We start from the raw sequence: 22,126 nt of genomic DNA, 5'->3' as shown, positions 1-22,126 counted from the left end.
TATTCACTTTTGTTATCTTGGTATTTCTTCCATAATATATGATTCTATTATATCTCCAGCTTTAATGTCATTAAAGTCTTGAATACCAATTCCACATTCTTGTCCCATTGCAACTTCCTTCACGTCATCCTTAAACCGCTTCAATGAACCTAATTCTCCATCGAAAATAATGATTCCGTCACGAATTACACGAATTTTGGAATCTTTTGTAACCTTTCCATCAACAACGACAGCTCCAGCAATATTTCCAACATTTGACACTTTGAACACTTGCTTAACTTCAATTCTTCCAAAGTAAACTTCCTTAAACTCAGGATCAAGCATTCCTTTCATCGCTTTTTCTATTTCTTCGGTTGCATGATAAATTACATTATAGTTTCTAATTTCTACTCCTGTTTTTTCGGCAATAATTCTAGCTGGTGTTGTTGGACGCACATTAAATGCTATTATAATTGCATTTGATGCTTCTGCAAGTTTTACGTCCCCTTCAGTTACTGCTCCAGCACTTCCTTGAATTATATTGACTACAACTTCTTCTGTATTAAGTTTTTCAAGCGATTCCTTCAATGCTTCTACTGATCCTTTTGAATCAGCTCTTATAATACATTTCAATTCTTTTAATTCCTGTTCTTCCAACTCTTGTGATAAACTTTCTAGTGAAATATGTTTTTTCTTGTTTTGCTCATTTACTTTTCTTTCCCTAATAAAATCTTCTACAATTTTCTTAGCCTGTTTATCACTTTCCACACCATATAAAATGTCTCCAGCATTTGGCACAACATTAAATCCTGTAATTTCTACAGGTTGTGAAATGATTGCCTTGTTTATTTTCTTTCCTCTGTCATCAAGCATAGAACGAACCCTACCGTGAGATTCTCCAGCTACAAATACATCCCCAATCTTTAAAGTACCTTCTTGTACAAGTACATCAGCAACTGCTCCCATCTTAGGATCAAGTCTTGATTCTACTACAACTGCTTTAGGACGTTTATTTGGGTTAGCCTTTAATTCTTCAAGTTCTGCTGTAATTAGTATTGTTTCTAAAAGTTCTTCCAAGTTAATCTTTTGCTTTGCAGAAATTTCAACAAATTCAGTAGTTCCTCCCCATTCAGGTGACATTAATCCATATTCAGTCAATTCAGTTCTAACTTTCATTGGATCAGCCCCTGGCTTATCAATTTTGTTTATTGCAACAATTATTGGAACATTAGCTTCCTTAGCGTGAGAAATAGCTTCCACAGTTTGAGGTTTTACTCCATCATCAGCCGCTACAATCAAAATTGAAATATCTGTAATATTAGCTCCACGTGCTCTCATTTCAGTAAATGCCTCATGTCCTGGAGTGTCAATGAATGTGATTCTTTGCCCTTTCCAAATTACTTGGTATGCACCAATTTTTTGTGTAATTCCTCCAGCTTCATCTCCAATTACGTTTGTATGTCTAAGTGCATCTAATAATGATGTCTTACCATGGTCAACGTGTCCCATAATCGTTATAACAGGAGCTCTTGTAACAAGTTCACTTTCTTTATCTTCCTGTTCAAGATGATACTTTTCACCATAACTAACTTCTTCAACTACTTCTTTTTCCACAATTACTTCATAGTCAAGTGCCACTTCTTCAGCTTCTTCAAAAGACAAAATTGCATTTGCTGTAAGCAGCTTTCCTTCCATAAAGAATTTTTTAATTATATCAGAAACATTAATTCCCAGTTTTTCAGCTAAATCTTTAATAACAATTTCATCTCCAATTGTTATCATTCCTATGCTCTCTCCTTCAATTCTGACAATTTCATCCTTAACAGCTTTTTCATGTTTTTTATTTTTCTTTTTCTTCTTATCATCTTTTCTAAAATCAGAACGAAGTTCTTTTTCTTGCTGCTCTCTATCTCTTCTGTTTTTTTCGTATTTTTTCTTTTCAAATTTTCCTTTTCCTTTTCCACCAGCTTTTCCTTTTTCAGTTACTGTTGCCGCTGGAATTTCAGACTGTATTTCTCTTTTTCCGCTAGAAAAGTTTCGGTTGTCTCTTCTAAAATCATCCCTGTCTTTATTAAATCCTCCTCTATCAGAAAAACCTCTATTATCTTGTCTATCTCTAAAATTTCTCGTTCCATTTTCTCTACTGTCACGATTATCTCTATTTTCTCGGTTATCTCTGTTTTCTCTATTTTGAAAACTTCTGTTGTCTCGATTATCTCTTGACTGGTTATTTCCATCTTTGTTAAAATTCCGATTGTCTCTTCTAAAGCTGTTATCTCTTCCTTCTCTTTTAAATCCGTCTTTATTTCGGTCTCTATTCTGGAAGTTTCTTGTTCCATTTTCTCTACTGTCACGATTATCTCTATTTTCTCGGTTATCTCTGTTTTCTCTATTTTGAAAACTTCTGTTGTCTCGATTATCTCTTGACTGGTTATTTCCATCTTTGTTAAAATTCCGATTGTCTCTTCTAAAGCTGTTATCTCTTCCTTCTCTTTTAAATCCGTCTTTATTTCGGTCTCTATTCTGGAAGTTTCTTGTTCCATTTTCTCTATTTTCTCGGCTATCTCTATTTTCTCTATTTTGATAATTTTGTCTATCTTTATTTATTTCATTTGGTTTATTATTCTGACTACTCAAATTAACTTTCATCTCCATTTTCTTTTTATTTTCGTTTTTATCAAATTTATTTTTATTATTGCCTAAATTATTATTTTCTTTTTTTTCCAGCAACTGTTTTGACTTATCATAGTTTTTATTAATGTTTTTTGGTTCATTAAATTTATTTTGTCTAATATTGCTGTTCTTCTGACTGCCTGAATGATTGTTTACCATTTTTGGGGTGGCTTCTTTTACTTTTTCTTCGTTTTTATTCAGATTTTCAGTTTTACCTCCATCATATTGACTTTGATTCTGAACATTTTTTTGAAGTTTTTTCCTTATCAGATCCACTTCTTCATTGCTTAGCACATTCATATGATGTCTTTTATCAATTCCAAATTTTCGGATTTCTTCCATAAATTTAGATGCTGTAAAACCGTTTTCCTTTGCTAATTCATGCACTTTCATCCATTCATCACCTCCACTTTGCTTAATATTCCCTTTATTACTTTTTTACTAAAAATACCAACAACATTTACATCTCTTGAAAAAAGTCTTACTAATTCTTCTTTCTTTTCAACAAATACAATTTCAAAATTAAAATTTTCCTTTAATTTTTCAAATTCTTCAATATATTTCACCTTTATATCTTTAGGAATTATCAAAAGTTTTATTTTCCCTTTTTTTATTCCTTCAATAGTTTCATCAATTCCAAAAACAAAATATTGAGAATTTTTCATTGGTCTTAAAATATCAATTATATCTTTTTTTTCACATTTTATTTGTTCAAGCATCTTTACTAACTGCTCGATTTCAATATTATATTTTTTATTTTTTGAAAGTTTTTCAACACATTCATTTGTTTTACAAATATAAAATCCTCTTGCCTGAACTTTCATTTCCCTATCAAAAATGTATTTCCCATTTTGCTCAGATATTCTAAAAAATTCAGATTTTTCACCTTTCCTTCTACAGCAAATACACATTCTTTCGGGACTATTTTTTTTAATTTCTAATTTTTTTTCATCAACTGTATCCAAACTTCTCGATTACCTCCTTGTTCGATACAATTTTAACCATTTGTAAAAGTCTATAAATCATATTAATAATCTTATAACGCAGTACTATTTACCGCTTACTTTTACAGTTGCCTAATTGCTCTCTTTTTTTATTCATTATTATCATTATTTCCAAGCCCTGCAAATGCACTTTCTTCATTTTCAAAGTCATCTTGCAATTCATCGCTTTTTTCAATATTTTCTACTTTATCCAATGAATCCTGAAATGCACTTTTTTCTTCAATTTCTTCTTTATCATCAGATGAAATTTTATTTGATTCTGTGTGAATATCAATTTTTATACCACACAGTCTTGCTGCAAGTCTTGAATTTTGTCCTTTCTTACCTATAGCAAGCGATAATTGGCTTTCTGCTACAATTACTTTTGCAACTTTTAAGTTTTCATCGCCTTCTTCAACAATTTCCACGGATAAAACCTGTGCAGGATTTAAAGCATTTTTTACAAACTCTCTAATATCTTCATTCCAAAGGACAATATCAATCTTTTCTCCTCGCAATTCGTCAATAATAGTTTGAATTCTCATACCATTTCTTCCAATACAAGCACCTTTTACATCCAAATTCTTATCATTTGAATAAACTGCCACTTTAGAACGGCTTCCAGCTTCTCTTGCAATATTTTTTATTTCAATTATTTCTTCATAAATTTCAGGAACTTCCAATTCCATTAGTCCACGTAATAATTCTTCAGATTTTCTTGAAATAAAAGTTTTTGTAAATTTAGTTGCTTCCTCAACTTCTCCAATAAATATTTTTATTCTGTCCCCTTGTACAAACTTATCTGTTGGTGACAATTCCTTTTGTGGTACAATTGCCTCAAGCCCATTTATATCCACATACAGATTCCCTTTTTCATCAGTTTTTCTAACATTTGCAGACACAATTGAGTTTTCGATTTCTTTAAATTTATTAAAAATATTTCTTTTTTCACACTCTCTAACTTTTTGCACAACAATTTGCTTTGCATTCTGAATTGCATTTCTCTTAAAAGTTTCTGCATTGATTTCCAAATCCAGAATATCTCCCAATTTAGCACGTTTTTTAACAGAAACCGCATCTTCCAGACTAATTTCCTCATCAGGATTTTCTACATTTTCTACAATTAATCTTTGTGAAAAAACTTTTACATCTCCATTATTTCTATTAATCGTTACTTTTACATTATCCTTTTCACCATAATTTTTTTTATATGCTGCAAGTAATGCAGTTTCTATTGTTTCTAGCAATTCTTCTTTTAAAATGCCCTTTTCCTTTTCCAGTTCATCAAGTGCTTCCAAAAATATTTTTTGATCTCGCCCTTTCATCATTCCTCCTCACTATTTAATATACCATTTGGTAATTCATATATTAAATTTGCTTTCTTTAATTTAGAAAGTGGTATTTCCACTATTTTTTCCAATTTATCATCAAAAAGAAAAACCGTATCATCCTCAAATTTTTCCAATTTCCCTATAAATTTCTTTGTCCCTTCAATATTGCTCTTAGCCTGAACATTAATTCTCTCTCCCAAAAATCTCACAAAATCCTTAGGCTTTTTCAGTCTACGTTCAACCCCAGGTGTCGAAACCTCCAGAAAAAACTTCTCCTCAATCAAGTCATCCGCAATTCCGTCAATCTCACGGCTAAAATCAATACAATCATCAAGCGTCGTAGTCCCATCCATTTTCTCCACATACACTCTCAAATAATTATATCCCCCATCCCTCACATATTCCAAATCTGCCAACTCCAGATTCATTTCTTTTAAATGCGATTCGATTTTCTTCTCAAACTCATTTAAAATCTGTTCCATAAAATTACACCTCATATCTAAAACTAAAGAGTGGGCTAACCCACTCTCTACCTAAAATTATTTCCTACGATTATAATAACATATTTTTACTTTTTTTTCAACCCCCTATTTTTTTTATAACAAAAAAACAACCTTATAAAAAAGTTGCTGTTTTTTAAACCTTATTTTAATGGATAACTTATTTTAACTTTCAAAATAGCACATTTTTCAGAGAAACTATTCAATATGTTTCAATCCTTGTTTTAATGGATAACTTACTTTAACACTCTGTACTTTTGAGAAAATCCTTTATTTATCAGTGTTACAGAGATTTTTTCAGACATTAAAATTATATTTTTTGGCTTAATTTTTATCATTTTTTGCTGTCTTTTTGATATTTTCCGTAACTCCTAACGTGCATGTTTATTGGCTTTGAATAGGCTTTTCCTTACTTTTTTAATTTTTAGTAGCGGTAGGAATTTTTACTACAAACTTATTGTACCACATTTTTTTGATTTTTCAAAATTTTTTTAAAAATTATTCTTCTAAATAAAAAGATACCAAAAAACAAATTTTGTAATTCAGTATCCTTCTTCAACTCTACTTCCAGTAATTTTACTTCATAGATGAAAATATTTTATTCAAGGCTTCTTCAGCCTTTTTTGAAAGATTGCTTTTTGGAAATTCTTTTACTGTATAAGTACATCTTTCAGCCAAGCCTTTTTGTGACATTCCTTTATTTATTTTTGCTAATTCGCCTTTTTTTACAATTATAGCCATAATAATCCCTCCTTGAATTAATTTATACTATTTTCTAATAACAAAGAAAAATTAACAGCTTAGGATATTTATTTTATTAAATTCTAAGTTTGTATAGTTTCTAATAAACCTCCGCACCCTTCAAATTAATCTTCTTCTTCTCAATAATCCAGTTATCCGACAATTCTGCAAGTTCTTTTTTCATATTTTCCAAAAATTCATCATTGTCGTAATTCAAGGAAATCAATGTAGGACCTGCACCGCTTATATATTCTCCCAACGCACCGTGTTTTTTAGATGCTTCAAAGATTTTTTCTGAATTGTTTATTAATGCAAATCTGTAAGGCTGGTGGATTTTGTCACCTAAAAGAAAACGTAAGTTGTCGTATTCTCCTTTGTTAAAAGCATTTACAAGTAATCCTAGTTTTGAGATGTTGTTTATTGCATCAGAAACTAGGTACATTTTTGGCAAGACGCTTCTTGCTTTTTCTGTTGATAATTTAAAATCTGGAATCATTACGTAGAAACATAAATCGTCTGAATTTATTAATGAACTGTAAACAAGGTTTTCCTTATCATGAGCAGTAAGTACCATTCCTCCGAAAATCGCGGGTACTACATTGTCAGGGTGTCCTTCCATTTCCACAGCAAGTTTTGCTACTTCGTTAATATCCAGCACATCTCCCGCAAATTTGTTTGCAATCAAAATTCCAGCAACGATAGCTGATGAGCTGCTCCCAAGTCCACGTGAAATTGGAATATCGTTTCTTACAATGTTTACTTTATAGCTTGGAATATTTTTTACCAAATGCTTTTCAGTATATTTTATCGCTTCAAAAATTAAATTATCCTCAATTGGAATTGAAAATGGCTTTCCATTTTCTAAAAATTCAATTTTATCACTTTCTTCTACTTCGAGTTCCAAAAAATAATCTAGTGCAACTCCTAAACAATCATAACCTACACCAATATTAGCCGATGTCCCCGGCACTTTTACCTTAAATTTTAAACCCATCTTTATTCCTTTCTTTTTATCATCATAATTTTTATAAGAATAGCCTTGCAGCAAGGCTCAATCTAAAAATACAACAAAATATTAATAATAAATACATAACTTTATAATTTTTATTATCTTTCATAAAATACAACACAGCTAATGAAATAATTACAAAATCAATAAATGTAGGTAAAAATATTATATTTACAAAAATAAATAATAAACCTATCCAATAATTTATTCCTAATAATGAAAATCCTGTATGAAATATATCTTCAAATAAACAGAAATATAAAACTATTATACAAATATAATACTTGTATGCCTTGCTCTTTTTTCTTATAAATATATATGGCAGACCAAATAGTATAAAAAACAGAAGTTCTCCGTTTAAATATCTTGCATTTAGTATAACTTTTGAAAAATATTCAATGTCGAATAATTTTATTCCCATTAATAATGTCTGTCTATTCAAATAAAATAAAGTAATGCTTTGGAAAATAAAAATTTCAAAATCAAAAACAAATTTATTTCCAAATTTATCATTTTCTTTTTTTACAAAAGAATTTAAAATAGAAAATATTAAACCTGCATTTGTTATAAAAAATAAATTATTTTTAGACAACACTATTGATACTGTCAAAAAAATTATTTTCAAATAATTTAAAAAATCTACCTTCTTTATTAATTTTTTCAATTCCTTCAAATACTTACTTACATCCATTTGTTAATTATCAACTTTCAAAAAATACTATATTGTCAAATCCAAGTAATGAGCCCATTTTATTTGACTCAATCCTCTTAATGCCTTTAATGCTCTTCTACCAACTTCACTGTCTACTGTTAAAAGCATAATTGCACTGTTTTCACGTCTACCAACATTCATTGTGGCAATATTTATATTTTCTTTTCCTAAAGTTGCTCCCACAGCTCCAATAACTCCTGGCACATCTTCATTTCCCAAATAAATCATATTATGAGAAATTGCCATATCTACATCATGATTTTTTATACTTATAATTCTTTCTTCATTATTCATTCCAATTGTTCCGACAACATAGATTTTTTTACCATCTTCATTTGTTATTACAAATTCTATTGCTGAAGAATAATTTTTGTATTTATGATCTTTTTTATTTACCGAAATATTAATCCCTCTTTTTTCAGCAAGCGGCTTTGAATTAATGTAATTAACTTCCTCTTTCAAAACTGGTTCCAAAATTCCTTTTATTGCTGTTGAATCCACGATTGCTGTTTCTTGTCCAGCAATTTCTCCATAATAATTAAGCACAACATTTGTAATTGGAGTTTTTTCAATTTGAAAATAAATTTTTCCTAGCTTTTCAGCCAAATTTATAAATGGTTTTACAATTAAAAATTCTTCTCTTCCAATTGCAGGCAAATTCACAGCTGTTTCAACTATTTCTCCACGAAGTCCATTCAATACCTGCTTTACAACCTGAGTTCCAACATTTCGCTGTGCTTCATAAGTTGTTGCTCCAATGTGTGGAGTTGTAACTACATTATCAAATTCATATAAAACACATTCTGAACGTGGTTCAACAGCATGCACATCATATCCAAAACTTGCGATTTTTCCACTTTTTAATCCTTCTGCCACAGCTTCTTCATTAAAAAGTCCTCCACGTGCTGCATTTACAAGTCTTACACCATCTTTTAACTTGTGAAGGTTTTCAGCATTTATCATATCCACAGTTTCTTTTGTTTTAGGAGTATGAATAGTTATTACATCTGCCTTTTCCATTAATTCATCTAGCGTTTTAGCCTTTTCGCAGGTATATCTCTTAAATCTTTCATCTGAAATGTATGGATCATAAGCAACTAGTTTCATTCCAAATGCTTTCATTCTAGTAGCAACTAATCCACCAATTCTTCCAAGTCCGATAATTCCTAATGTTTTTTCAAATAATTCATTTCCTACGAATTTTTCTCTTTCCCATTTCCCACTTTTTATAAAATTATTTGCTGCAACAATATTTCTGGAAGAAGCAATCATAAGTCCAATAGCAATTTCACAAGCTGAAACTGTATTGCTGTCTGGAGTATTTGCTACAATTACACCGTGTGCAGTTGCTTCGGGAATATTGATATTATCCGTTCCATTTCCAGCACGTCCCACTATTTTTAGATTTTTAGCTTTGTCTAGCAGTTCTTTATCCACTTTTATAACACTTCTCACAATCAAGGCATCATATTCATGTATTATTTCCAAAATTTCTTCACGTGAAATTCCAACTTTTACATCAACTTTTACATCTCTGGCTTTTTGCAGTCCAGCAACTGCTTCATCATCAATATATTCACCAACTAAAACTTTATACATATTTCCTCCTCATAATTTGCAATTTTATATGTAATATCTTATCATAAATCAAGATACATTTCAATATATACTCATTTTACTCCATACATTCCAAAATTATTGATTTACAATTTACCATATTTATTATATAATATATCCAAATTATTTTATAGTAAGACTGATTTAAAACTAATATTAAACTTTATCCAAAAAAAATAAATTATATTTCATTATACTTTTTGATGCTAAAAAATTTTTTTAATCTATTATTTAGAATAAAAAATTAATATTAATTTTAAGTTTTGTTTTAAATTAATTTTACTATAATCTAAATATAAAACAAAAAAAGGAGCAATTCAATATGGCAAATTACAAAAATTTTGACTTTAAAAAATTATATTTTATCGTGTATATTGCTTTAATTTTAATAGTCGTATTTTTAGTATTCAAATTGGGAATGTTTTTATTTCCATTTACAATAGCTTTATTTTTTTCATTACTGACACGACCATTTACTCGATTTTTACAAAAAAAGTTAAATTTTTCAAAAAAACTTTCGACAATTATTTCTATAATATCATTTTTACTTATATTTTTTGGAATTATTAGCTGGGGCTCACTAAAACTAATAAGTGAAATTTACAAATTGTCTCAAAATCTTAATAACTATAGCAAAATGACACAAAAACTTTGGACTGACGGTATAGAAAAAATTTACGCTTATTTAGGAAATTTTCCATCAGGTTTTACAAAACAGATAAATGAAACTATAAATGGCTTTATTTCCACAGGTTCTGCAAGAATTGGAATGTTTATTAGAGGACTAATTAATTTTATTACATCAATCCCTACTGTTATCCTATATATATGTATTACAATTTTAGCAACTTTTTTTATTAGCCTTGATAAAGATGAAATTGTGTCTTTTTTAGAACACCAGCTTCCAAAATCATGGCTAGATAAAGTCTATAATATAAAAACAGATATGTTTACAGTACTTGGTTCCTATATCAAAGCACAAATTATTTTAATGACAATTTGTTTTTTTGAGCTTTTAATATGGTTGCATTTATTATCATTTTTTAAATTTAATGTGCCTTACCCATTATTAATGTCCATCATAATTTGTATAATTGATGCTCTTCCAATTTTAGGAGCAGGAACAATATTAATTCCGTGGGCAGTAATCTCTTTTGCATTGTCCGACATAAAACTAGGAATTGCATTAATAATAATTTACCTATTTGTTCTATCCGTAAGACAAATGTTGGAACCAAAATTAGTAAGTCAAAATCTAGGTGTCCATCCTTTAATTACTCTGATTTCAATGTATTCAGGATTTAAAATTTTTGGAGTAATAGGTTTTCTAATTGGTCCTATAGTGATGATTATTCTAAAAAATGTATTTTCAAAAGAATTGGAAGTTGGATTTTTTAGAGATATTTTTGGTGATACCTCTGACAATAAAAACTCCAAAAATAAATCTATTCAGTAATCTGCACTGAATATTAAACTCTATTGGAAAAATAAAAATTATATTTATTATTAAATAAAAAAGGACATAGTTTTTACACTTGTCCTTTTTTTACAAATCTAAATTCAACTCGACGATTTTTTTCTTTTCCCTTATCTGTGTCATTATTTTCAGAAGGATTGTTTTCTCCACGTCCTATTATCCCAACAATTCTATCTTTTGAAAGTCCTAATTCTATTAGTTTTGAACTGACTACTTCAGCTCTTCTCAGTGACAAACGTTTATTATATGAAGACATACCACTTTTATCAGTATATCCAATAATTGATACAAGAAAGTCATTTTTTTCAATATACTCCTTTATATCATTCAATAAAGGATAAGCTTCTTTTTTCAAATTAATACTATTTTTATAAAAATTTAACTCATCTGAACTTAAAGATATAATTTCCGAACTTGACATTTTCACTCTTTCTGGATTTTTTATTGGCTCTTTCTGAATATTAAAAGTTTCTGAATTTTCTGGCTGAACTGCAGTTTGTACAGATTCTGATAGATTTCCAGGTTTTTTTTGTTCGCTTTTAGAGTTTTTAGACGATGAAGTATTATTGACAAGTCTTGTTCCAGTCCCATTTTGATTCAATTCAACTGTTATTAAATCTGGATCATCTTTTGATGCAAATGCTTTTGACGTTGTTTTTTCAGGATTTGGTGTATCCAATGTAGGAATATCTTTTGCATCCCGTTGTATATCTGCAATATTTGGACGAATTATATCCTTTCGCATCTCAGAAGTAGTTATTTTTTCAGACACTAAAGGCACTGCCATTGCTACCATTGAGGAAACTGCAACTAATGTTGGTTTTTTCATAATTTATTCCTCCTTCTCCTTTTTTAATACTACTTTTCATTTAAATATTAACCTCATTATAATTTTATTCCACTATTTCCCATTGAATAGTAAATTTTGATTATAAAATTTTTAATAAAACTCTATTATTAAATAATAGACTTATCCGATAACTATATAATTTAAAAATATAACAAAATAATTATTATTTTAAAGATACGAAAAACCTTTGTTAAAAACAAAGAATATTAAGTTTTCGAATAAGTCTAATATAAAAATATAATTTCTGTTTTTTAAATGAAATTTAGTATAAATATCTTATTTTTGACTATTTTCCAAACCATATTTTTTAATTAATTCATCATATTTTCCATTTTCTTTCATTTTTTTCAATTCAGCATTTATTTGTTTTATCAATTCTGGATTTTTTCCTTTATCAACAGCCATTGCCATTCCAATTGAAGCAGGTTTTTCATCAAAAATTTCCATTTCTGGATTTTTTTTCATATATTCAGTAGCAACTGCATTTTCCAAAATAATTGCATCAATTTTTCCTGCCTTTAAATCTAAAATTATATTTACAGTGCTTTCATTTGGAACAACTGTAGCTCCTTTAATAGTTCTTGCTTCCAATTCTTGAATTGTTCCTAATTGAACTCCAATTTTTTTACCGCTTAAACTGTTTGGAGTTACTGATTTATTACCTTTTTTTCTTAAATATGTTTCTTTAGATACAAAATAATCATTTGTAAAATCAACTGATTTTTTTCTTTGTTCAGTTGAACTCATCCCAGATACAATAATATCAATTTTTCCTGCTTTTAACGATGGAATAAGTCCATCAAACGACTGATCTATAATCTCAATTTTATATCCAAGATTTTTCCCAATTTCATTTATCATATCGACATCAAATCCTGTTATTTTCCCATTTTCAACATATTCAAATGGAGCAAAAACTGCATTTAACCCAACTCTCAATTTTTTTTCTCCATTATCCTTTTTTCCACACGACATAACTCCGAAAATTAACAATGTCAATACTAAAAATATTTTTTTCATATTTTTTTCCTCACTTTCTATTTTTTAATAATTTTACATTCAATAAATTACTGACTATAAATTGAATTTATTCAAAAAAACTTTATCATAATTAAATTTAATTTTATGAATCAAAAGTTTTCAAATAATTCTATCTTCTATTTTAAATTCCTTAATTCATTGTTTTAATTTTCTAATTTTTTTTAGTTTCCAAACCATATTTTTTAACTAATTCATCATATTTTCCATTTTCTTTTAACTTTTTCAATTCAGCATTTATTTTTTTGATAATTTCTGTATGTTTCCCTTTGTCAAAAGCAATTGCCATACCATAAGGTAATTTTTCTTCATAAAAAACTTCTATGTCAGGATTTTTTTTGATGAATTCCTTTGCAACAATATTTTCCAAAATTACTGCATCTGTTTTCCCATTTTTTAAATCCAGTATCAAATTAATAGTTGCATCATTTGTCACAACATTTGCATTTTTTATTTTTCTAGCTTCCAATTCTTGAATTGTTCCTAACTGAACTCCAATTTTTTTCCCAGCCAGACTTTCCTTTGAAGTAAGTTGATTATTTCCCTTCTTTTTAAGAAACATTTGTGTTGACTTGTAATATTCATCTGTAAAATCAACTGATTTTTTACGTTCTTCAGTTGCACTCATTCCAGAAATAATTGCATCTAGCTTTCCTGCTTTTAATGCTGGAATAAGAGAATCAAAGGGCTGTACTTTCATTTCAATTTCATACCCCAAATCCTTCCCAATTTGTTTTATCAAATCAATATCAAAACCGACAAGTTCTCCATTTTTAATGTATCCAAACGGAGGAAATACTCCATCTGTTCCTACCACAAGTTTCTTTACTTCTTTATCATTAACACTATTCTTACTTCCACAAGATAAAATTCCAAAAATTACTACTGTAATTATTATTAATATTTTTTTCATATTCTATTACCCTTCTATTATTTAATACTAAACCCATTAAAAAATATAAATTTTATTTATTTTATGATAAAAAATCTGTCCTTTGATAATGAGAAATAGTATTAAGATTATTAATTAATGATTTAATACTTTGTCTAAAAATTCCCTTGCTCTTTCTGTTTTTGGATTTTCAAATAAATCAACAGGCTTTGCATCTTCGAGGATATATCCTCCATCCATAAAAAATATTCTATTGGCTACATTTTTAGCAAATCCCATTTCATGTGTTACCACTATCATTGTCATTCCTGCATGTGCAAGTTCTCTCATAACTTCCAAAACTTCTCCTATCATTTCAGGATCAAGTGCTGAAGTTGGCTCATCAAACAAAATTATTTTTGGATTCATAGCTAATGCTCTTGCTATCGCTACCCTTTGTTTTTGACCACCAGATAATTTATTGGGATAGGCATCTCTTTTATCAGCAAGCCCTACTTTTTCAAGCAGCTCCATTGCTAATTTTTCAGCTTCTGCTTTTGATATTTTTTTTAGCCTAATTGGACCTAATGTAATATTTTCTAGTACTGTTTTATGTGGATATAGATTAAAGTGCTGAAACACCATTCCAATTTCCTCTCTAATTTTATTTATGTCCACTCCACGTTCCAAAATATTTTTATTATTTATTATAATTTCTCCAGAAGTTGGCTCTTCAAGCCTATTTATACAACGTAAAAAAGTTGATTTCCCACTGCCAGATGGTCCAATGATGGAAATTACCTCTCCTTCTTTTATTACTGTGCTAATTCCCTTCAGAACTTCTAAATTTCCGTATTTTTTCTTTAAATCCTTTATTTTTATCATTTCTTTACTTGCTTTGCCATTAGCTCCATCAATTCCTTCTGGTTCTCTGCATTTTTTATTAAAACTAATCATTTTCCTTTAATTTCATCTCCAATCGTTTCCCGATAAACGAGAATAATTTTACACTTACATAGTAAACTATACCTGTAAGTAACATAGGTTTTATACTATAATAAACAGCCTGCAAACTTTTACTGTTCATTGTAACATCCATAACGCTGATATATCCTACAATAGAAGTTTCTTTAAACAAATTTATAAATTCATTCACAAGAGCAGGTAAAATATTTTTTACAGCTTGCGGCATTATAATTTCATTCATTGCCATTTTATAAGGCATTCCTGTAGCTCTTGCAGCCTCCATCTGACCTTTGTCAATACTTTCAATTCCTGAACGGATTGTTTCTTCAACATAAGCTGCACTATTAAGGCCCAGAGCAATAGCCGCTACCCAGTAATTATTGAAAATTACTATTACATAGGAAAGTGTCAATAATTGTAATATCATTGGAGTTCCACGCATTATATCGACATATTCGTCAATAATTGCATCTTTTATCATGTTAAAAACTTCATTTCCAGTTTTTTGGAATTTCAAAAATGCTAAAAACATTCCAAATAATATCCCAATAGCTGCACCTACAACTGTAAGCCCAAGCGTAGTCACAAAATAGCTGCTTGCATAGATTTCCCATTCTTTAGGCTTCATATCATGAGGAAACACAAGAAGCACTGTAATCACAACTACTGCTACGAAAAATGTTGTTTTTATTATTTTTCTAGTTTTTTCTAAATCTTCCATATTCTTTATGAACTTTAATTTTTGTTCATATCCTCCTTATATTTGAATTATTATAATATTATTATACCTAATATTTATTTGTTTTTCAATAAAAAATTTCAAAAAAAAATTATTTTATACAATATCCTGATCTTAAAAAAATAATAGTCTAATTATCCAAAGCATCATTTAGATTACTTAGAAGTTCCTAAAAAATTATAAATTTATTAATCAAATTTTTTACAGATAAATTTTTAATAAATCAAATAAAAATATTATAACAAGTGACACAAAAACAATAACTCCAAGCCCAAATTTTTTTAACGACAGAAAAGTAACAATACCCATTCCAATCAATATTTTCACAATGTCATAAAGACTTGTTCCACCTGAAGTAAAAATATCTGGAAATACCATAAGTGCTAATACCGAGTACGGCAATGCCTCAAAAAATTTATTCATTATCGGGTTTTTTGGAATTTTCACAAACAATGGCAACAATCTTAAAGATACCGTTACCAATGCTGAAATGACTATTACTTTAAAAACTTCTAAATTATTCATTTTCTTTTGCCTCATCCTTTCTATGTCTTACTGCATATATCAAACTTGAACCTATCATAATTAAAATCATTGCCCAGCCGCTACTTATAATATTTAGGAAAGGCAAATACATAAATGCCAATTTTGCTAAAATTACGTAAAGTACAACTTCAAAAAATTTTGGCAGTTTTTGTAATGACATTACTAATAAGCTAAAATATATTGAATACAAAATAAAACTTAAACTTGCTCGAAATGTTTCTGGTATCATATTTCCAAAAAGTGACCCAAGTACAGAGCTGCTAGCATAGCATAAATAAGGAATTGTATTTAATCCAATAATATACCAAGGCGATTTCTCTTCCTGTATAACAGCATAAGTTATTGTCTCATCAGTAAGCCCCGCTCCAACTAATATTTTTTCAAATAATTTTGTTCCACTTTTTAATTGCCTAAAAATTAGTAAATTCAAAAGCAAATATCTTAGATTAATCATAAATACTGAAACTATAACTTCTATTGCTGTAGAATGCTGTTCATATACCATTTTTAAAAGCATTGCTTCTGAGCCGCCCGCATAAATCCCAAATGACATTGCTGCCGTAACAATCGTATGCATCCCATTATTTTTAGCAATTAGCCCAACTGTCAGTCCAAATGGAATATAAGCTATTCCCATACCAATTCCAGATTTTATCCCTTTTAAATATTTTTCTAAATTACTCATTTTCCCTCTTTCTATTTTTATTTTTTATAGTAAAACTAATCTAAAACTGAACTCAAAAGCTATGATTTTTAATAGCCTTTTGTTTATCTTCCGTCTTTTAAAAAACTAAAGAAAAAAAAGAAGTTAGTTCATACTTGAGCTAACTCCTCTATTTCATGCTATAATGCGTCTTTTCCTCTTTCTCTCGTTCTGATTCTAATTACATCGTCTATTGGAAAAATAAATATTTTCCCATCTCCAACTTCTCCTGTATAAACGGCATCTATTATAATATCTACTAGCTTTTCAACATTATCATCCTGTGTCACTATTTCTATTTTTAATTTTGCAAGTAATGTCGGCGTAATTTTTTGTCCACGAAAACTTTCTGTATAACCTTTTTGATTTCCATGTCCTAAAACCTGACTTACTGTCATTCCTCTAATTTTAGCTTTTGTTAATGCATCTTTTAAATCTTCCAGTTTATCAGAACGAATTATTACTTCTAATTTTTTCATGATTTTCTCCTTAAATTAAGAATCTAGTCCCATAAATGTTGGATATGCAGTTTCCTTGTGTTCACTGTCATCCATTCCAACAGCTTCTTCTCTATCTGAAGCTCTAATTGGCATAAACACTCCAATAATTTTTATTATTATAAATGTAAAAATCCCAGCCCAAGCAGCCGTTATCAGTATGGCAATAATTGTTGCACCAAATAAGTGTGTTCCTCCATAAAGAAGTCCAAAATTTCCAGTTTCAGGTGTCAAGTTTGGCATTGTAAAAAATGCCATAGCGATTCCTCCAAAAATTCCGCCTACACCATGACAGCCGAAAGCATCTAGTGCATCATCATATTGAAGTTTATGTTTTAAACTAGAAATTGAAAAATAACAAACTGGGCTTACTAATAATCCTATTAAAATTGATGACCCGTATGAGACATAGCCTGCTCCAGGTGTAATTGCTACAAGTCCTGCAACTAAACCAGTTGAAGTCCCAACTAATGTTGGAGTTCCGTTATTCAATTTTTCTATAATTATCCAAGAACACATTGCTGCTGCAAGTGATAGCATTGTCGTGATAAACGCATGAATTGCAGTACTATTTATCGCTAAAGCAGAACCTGCATTAAATCCTAACCATCCAAATGCCAAAATTCCTGTTCCAAGCAGTACAAAAGGCACATTATGCGGACGATACTCGGTTCTTGTAAATTCTCTTCTCTTTCCGATAATTGTAGCTAAAACAAGTCCAGACACTCCTGATGAAATGTGAACGACATCTCCCCCAGCAAAATCTAATGCTCCCATTTTTGCAAGAAGTCCTCCACCCCAGACCATGTGAGCCAAAGGATAATAAACAAATATTAGCCAAATTGGAGCAAAAACTAAAAACGGTGCAAACTTTATTCTCCCAGTCACAGCACCTGTTGCAATACTTACTGTAATTATTGAAAACATCATTTGAAATAATGCAAAAACTGCATCTGGAATTTTATATCCTTTTGTGCTTGCTGTTTCACTTACTCCACGGAATAAAATATTTTCAAAATTTCCTATAAATTTTCCATTTCCAGAAAATGCTAGGGAATAACCTACTAAAAACCACATCACAACTGCAATAGCAATTGGAAGAATAACCATCATCATCGTATTAATGACATTTTTTCTTCGACCCAGACCTCCGTAAAAGAATGCCAGTCCCGGCGTCATAAAAAGCACTAATGCTGATGAAAATAAAATAAAAACTACACTTGCTGTATCCATACTGATACCTCCTATATTTTAATTTTTCGACATCCTGTGTCCTTTAATAACCTATTCTAGCAATTTTTTAAAAATTAGTCAAATATATTGTATATATACCTTTCATATATAAAACTTATTTTTATTTTAATGATCCCCAATTTTTAGCTAAAGTACCATTTGCTTTTAATGGAACTTTTTTAAATTTTACTGTATTCTCCATAATTTGTCTAATTTTTTCCATATATTCCTTCGCAAATTCATCACGAACCTCAAAAATTAGTTCATCATGAACTTGAATCAGCATTTTTATATTTTCATCATTTTTAAATTTATCAAATAGTTCAATCATAACTTTTTTTATAATATTTGCTGCTGTACCCTGAACAACTGTATTTACTGCCATTCTAACAGCTTGTGCCTGAACATTTTTATTTTTTGCATTAATTCCGCTAATATATCTTCTTGTTCCATAAAAAGTTTCCACAAATCCGTGTAGTTTAGCTGTTTCTGTCACAACATCCAAAAATTTCCTAATTCTTGGATATTCCTCAAAATATGTCCTAATATATTGAGAAGCTTCTTGAACTGTAATTCCTAACTCCTTTGAAAGTCCAAATGGCGTTTTTCCATAAAGAATACTAAAATTAATTACTTTTGCAATACTTCTTTCATTTCTGGAAATTTCATCTTCCTCTGTTTTAAAAAATATTTTTCTAGCTGTCAAACTATGCAAATCTTGATTATCCTGATAAGCCTTTACTAAATGCCTATCTTTTGACAACTCTGCCAAAACTCTTAATTCAATTTGTGAATAATCAAATGAAATTAGGCTATACCCTTTTTTTGCCACAAAACCTGTACGAATCCTAATTCCATCATCTGTTCTTACAGGAATATTTTGTAAATTTGGATTTGCTGAAGAAAGACGTCCAGTAGATGTTCCATTTTGATTGAAAGTTGTATGAATCCTGTCCTCTTTATCCGCCAGCTTTGGTATTGGTTCAATATAAGTCGACAATAATTTCTTATAAGCTCTATATTCCAGCAATTTCTTTCCAATCATTCGCTTATCTTCTGTCAATTCTCCATTGTTAGCAATCATTTCCAAAACTTCCACATTTGTAGAATATCCAGTTTTTGTCTTTTTCCCTGATGGAATCTGTAATTTTTCAAATAAAACTTCCCCAAGCTGCTGTGGCGAATCAATATTAAATTCTCCGCCACCAAGTTCATAAATTTCATTTTTAAGCATATTTATCTTTTTTTCAAGCTCTCCTTGAAATTCACTAAAATACTTTTTATCAATTTTTATCCCAGTTTCTTCCATTTGTGCCAATACTGGTATTAATTTACTTTCTAGCTCATCAAATATATTCAAAAGCTGCTCATTTTGCAACTTATTTCTTAAAATTGTTTCAAGTTTATAGATAAAAAACGTTCTCTTTGATAAAAATTCACAAATTACGTCATCTGAAACGCCACTAAAGTCTTTCTTTCTACGTTCTTTCTTAAATTTTTCCCCAAAAGTAGCTATTTCCACACCAAACTCATCCAGAATTATTTCTTCAATTTCCTGTAAACTTTCTGTTCCTAGCACATATCTTGCCAGCAAAATATCAAAATACTTAGCACATCTTATCCCAAATCTATTATTGTTCACTCCATAAGCTTTCCCACCAACAGAATATCCAAAATACTCACTTTCTCCGTTTTTCATATATTCTTTCACATTATAGGCAATAATTTCTTTTTCACTCAATAATTTATAAATATTTTCAATATTTTTTTCATTATCTATTTTTTCCTTAGTATTATTACCTAAAGTAAACAAATTAATCTGTACCCCTGATTCTAATTTTTTATTACTATTTTGCAAAATATCCTGAAGTTCACTATTTAAAAGTACGATATTCATTTTTTCATCACAAATGGAAAATCCAAGCATATTTTCAAAAATTGCAATTTTTTTATTCATTTTTTCAATCACAGAATAAGCGTCATTCCAGCTCACAATTTTACCATAATTTTTTTCAAAATAAATCTTTTCCTCTTTAACCTTTTTAGTTTTTTCATTTTGCTGGTTTTCTAATGCAGCTTCCTCTGCTTTTTTTTTCTGAGTTTCGTACTCTTCTCCTAATTTTTCTTTCAAAACTTGAATTTCATCTATTTTTTTATCTATTTCTGAATTATATTTATAATCTACATGCTCATAATAATGAGAAATCCCATTAAAAATTGGATTTTCCTTATCATACTCCAATTCTTTTTTTTCAATTTTTTCCTTTTCAATTCTCTCTTTTTCCAATTTTTCTTCAGTAATTTTTTTATTTTTTTCTAAAACTAACTTTTCTTCTTCTGTAAGTTCCCTATTATTTCCACTTTGTAAAAAATTTTTCTTTTCTTCTTCCACAGCTTTAGAAAATCTCTTAAAATCCAGTTCCTCATAAAGCTTTAAAAGACTATCAAAATCTTTTTCCTCAAATTTTAGTTTATTTTTATCGTATTCAACATCAAGTTCTCTTTTCACAGTAGCAAGTTCTCGACTCAAAAAGGCATTTTCCATATCATTTAGCAGTTTTTCCTTCTGTTTTCCCTTTATTTCATCAATATTATCATAAATTCCTTCCAGATTTCCATAAGCCGTAATAAGTTTTACTCCATTTTTAGGTCCAATTCCAGCAACTCCTGGAATCCCATCTGACTTATCTCCCATAAGCCCAAAAAGATCTGGAATCTTATTAGGTGTAACTCCCAAATATTCAACTACATCTTCATCAGTCTTTATATGCTTAAATGCAGAATTTTTATCTCCTTTTCCAAGCAAGGCAATATTAATTTTCCCATCTACAAGCTGTGCCAAATCCTTATCTCCAGTTATTATAAAAACCTCAATTTGTTCATCGGCATCATTAGAAAATCTAGTGGCAAAAGTGGCGATAACATCATCTGCTTCCTGTCCAGCCTTCCTATATTTCGGTATTCGATATCCATCCAAAACTTTCATAATAGTATCAATTTGCATAACAAGCTCTTCTGGCATACTTTCCCTATGTGCCTTATAAGTCTCTAATTCTTCAGTTCTCTCCAACTCATCCCTTTTCACATCCAAGCAAGCCACCAGATAATCAGGTCTAAACTCTCTAATTACACTTTCCAGAGTATTAATAAACCCAAATGTAGCTCCAGTAGACATTCCGCTGCTATTTCTCATTCCCATCAGTGCAAAATGGCTTCTATACATAATTGCACTCGTATCCAATATAACTGCTCTTTTCAACTTAACTGTCCTCTTTTCTTTTTCCATTTTTGTTTTTTAATTTTCAATATGATAAAAAAATACCATCCTATTTCTAAGACAGTATTTTAAAAATATACTATTTTTTATTTTATTATGCTTCTGCTCTTTCAGGATAAATGCTTACTCTTTTTTTACCATTTCCAAATTTTTCAAATTTTACATATCCGTCAGTTAATGCAAATAAAGTATAATCTTTTCCTAATTTTGCATTAGTTCCAGCATAAAATTTACTTCCTCTTTGTCTTACGATGATGTTTCCAGCTTTTACAGCTTCTCCATCATATTTTTTTATTCCTAAATATTTAGGGTTAGAATCTCTACCATTTCTAGTTGATCCTTGTCCTTTTTTTGAGGCAAATAACTGTAAGTTTAATTTTAATA

20 protein-coding genes are annotated in these 22,126 nt (G+C 29.5%); 1 reads left to right on the top strand and 19 read right to left on the bottom strand.

What is annotated here, in order from left to right; all coding sequences use genetic code 11:
- Window positions 1-12: 12 nt before the first annotated feature.
- The 8 genes from infB to serA all read right to left on the bottom strand — a co-directional run bounded on the left by infB (window position 13) and on the right by serA (window position 9,527).
- Window positions 13-3,045, bottom strand: coding sequence for a translation initiation factor IF-2 (gene infB / locus ACO409_RS04650; protein ID WP_485555288.1), 3,033 nt, complete (start codon window positions 3,043-3,045; stop codon window positions 13-15).
- Window positions 3,042-3,617 (bottom strand): DUF448 domain-containing protein, encoded by a 576-nt coding sequence (locus ACO409_RS04645; RefSeq protein ID WP_485555286.1) that lies wholly within the window; start codon window positions 3,615-3,617, stop codon window positions 3,042-3,044. Before ACO409_RS04645 ends, infB begins: the two co-directional genes overlap by 4 nt.
- 128 nt (window positions 3,618-3,745) lie before the next feature.
- Window positions 3,746-4,960 carry a transcription termination factor NusA gene (gene nusA / locus ACO409_RS04640; RefSeq protein ID WP_485555284.1) on the bottom strand — a complete coding sequence of 405 codons (1,215 nt, stop codon included), beginning with the start codon at window positions 4,958-4,960 and terminating at the stop codon, window positions 3,746-3,748.
- Complete coding sequence (locus ACO409_RS04635) at window positions 4,960-5,448, bottom strand: ribosome maturation factor RimP (protein WP_485555282.1); 489 nt, start codon at window positions 5,446-5,448, stop codon at window positions 4,960-4,962. The genes nusA and ACO409_RS04635 overlap by 1 nt, the downstream gene beginning before the upstream one ends.
- A 594-nt stretch (window positions 5,449-6,042) precedes the next feature.
- Complete coding sequence (locus ACO409_RS04630) at window positions 6,043-6,207, bottom strand: hypothetical protein (RefSeq protein ID WP_172618337.1); 165 nt, start codon at window positions 6,205-6,207, stop codon at window positions 6,043-6,045.
- Between the two features lie 100 nt (window positions 6,208-6,307).
- Window positions 6,308-7,201, bottom strand: coding sequence for a homoserine kinase (thrB, locus tag ACO409_RS04625; RefSeq protein WP_485555280.1), 894 nt, complete (start codon window positions 7,199-7,201; stop codon window positions 6,308-6,310).
- A gap of 31 nt (window positions 7,202-7,232) precedes the next feature.
- Window positions 7,233-7,907 (bottom strand): hypothetical protein, encoded by a 675-nt coding sequence (locus tag ACO409_RS04620; protein ID WP_485555278.1) that lies wholly within the window; start codon window positions 7,905-7,907, stop codon window positions 7,233-7,235.
- Between the two features lie 27 nt (window positions 7,908-7,934).
- On the bottom strand, window positions 7,935-9,527 hold the full coding sequence (gene serA, locus ACO409_RS04615) for a phosphoglycerate dehydrogenase (RefSeq protein ID WP_485555276.1): 1,593 nt from the start codon (window positions 9,525-9,527) through the stop codon (window positions 7,935-7,937).
- Between the two features lie 340 nt (window positions 9,528-9,867).
- On the opposite strand from serA, the gene ytvI reads away from it, so the two are divergent.
- Window positions 9,868-11,001, top strand: coding sequence for a sporulation integral membrane protein YtvI (ytvI, locus tag ACO409_RS04610; RefSeq protein WP_485555274.1), 1,134 nt, complete (start codon window positions 9,868-9,870; stop codon window positions 10,999-11,001).
- Between the two features lie 73 nt (window positions 11,002-11,074).
- On the opposite strand, the gene ACO409_RS04605 is transcribed toward ytvI, so the two are convergent.
- The 11 genes from ACO409_RS04605 to rpmA all read right to left on the bottom strand — a co-directional run.
- Entirely contained in the window at window positions 11,075-11,851 is a 777-nt protein-coding gene (locus tag ACO409_RS04605; protein WP_485555273.1) for an OmpA family protein, read from the bottom strand.
- Window positions 11,852-12,148: 297 nt separating this feature from the next.
- Complete coding sequence (locus ACO409_RS04600) at window positions 12,149-12,892, bottom strand: basic amino acid ABC transporter substrate-binding protein (RefSeq protein WP_485555271.1); 744 nt, start codon at window positions 12,890-12,892, stop codon at window positions 12,149-12,151.
- A gap of 172 nt (window positions 12,893-13,064) precedes the next feature.
- The gene (locus tag ACO409_RS04595; RefSeq protein ID WP_485555269.1) at window positions 13,065-13,823 is read right to left on the bottom strand and encodes a basic amino acid ABC transporter substrate-binding protein; all 759 of its coding nucleotides are present in this window, start codon (window positions 13,821-13,823) and stop codon (window positions 13,065-13,067) included.
- A gap of 114 nt (window positions 13,824-13,937) precedes the next feature.
- Entirely contained in the window at window positions 13,938-14,666 is a 729-nt protein-coding gene (locus tag ACO409_RS04590) for an amino acid ABC transporter ATP-binding protein (protein ID WP_485555303.1), read from the bottom strand.
- Between the two features lie 64 nt (window positions 14,667-14,730).
- Window positions 14,731-15,468, bottom strand: coding sequence for an amino acid ABC transporter permease (locus ACO409_RS04585; protein ID WP_485555267.1), 738 nt, complete (start codon window positions 15,466-15,468; stop codon window positions 14,731-14,733).
- Window positions 15,469-15,687: 219 nt separating this feature from the next.
- Window positions 15,688-16,011, bottom strand: coding sequence for an AzlD domain-containing protein (locus ACO409_RS04580; protein ID WP_485555265.1), 324 nt, complete (start codon window positions 16,009-16,011; stop codon window positions 15,688-15,690).
- On the bottom strand, window positions 16,004-16,717 hold the full coding sequence (locus ACO409_RS04575; RefSeq protein WP_485555263.1) for an AzlC family ABC transporter permease: 714 nt from the start codon (window positions 16,715-16,717) through the stop codon (window positions 16,004-16,006). Before ACO409_RS04575 ends, ACO409_RS04580 begins: the two co-directional genes overlap by 8 nt.
- A gap of 158 nt (window positions 16,718-16,875) precedes the next feature.
- Window positions 16,876-17,214: a P-II family nitrogen regulator gene (locus ACO409_RS04570; protein ID WP_485555261.1), complete on the bottom strand. Its 339-nt coding sequence runs from the start codon at window positions 17,212-17,214 to the stop codon at window positions 16,876-16,878.
- Between the two features lie 15 nt (window positions 17,215-17,229).
- The gene (locus ACO409_RS04565) at window positions 17,230-18,465 is read right to left on the bottom strand and encodes an ammonium transporter (protein WP_485555259.1); all 1,236 of its coding nucleotides are present in this window, start codon (window positions 18,463-18,465) and stop codon (window positions 17,230-17,232) included.
- Between the two features lie 121 nt (window positions 18,466-18,586).
- Window positions 18,587-21,724 carry a DNA polymerase I gene (polA, locus tag ACO409_RS04560; RefSeq protein ID WP_485555257.1) on the bottom strand — a complete coding sequence of 1,046 codons (3,138 nt, stop codon included), beginning with the start codon at window positions 21,722-21,724 and terminating at the stop codon, window positions 18,587-18,589.
- Window positions 21,725-21,836: 112 nt separating this feature from the next.
- The coding region (gene rpmA, locus ACO409_RS04555; RefSeq protein ID WP_485555255.1) for a 50S ribosomal protein L27 at window positions 21,837-22,126 on the bottom strand (290 nt) is incomplete at its 5' end.

The sequence above is a fragment of the Leptotrichia sp. genome, assembly GCF_057270615.1.
Note: the sequence above shows the minus strand (reverse complement) of the source record. Positions and strands in the feature narration are given on the sequence as shown.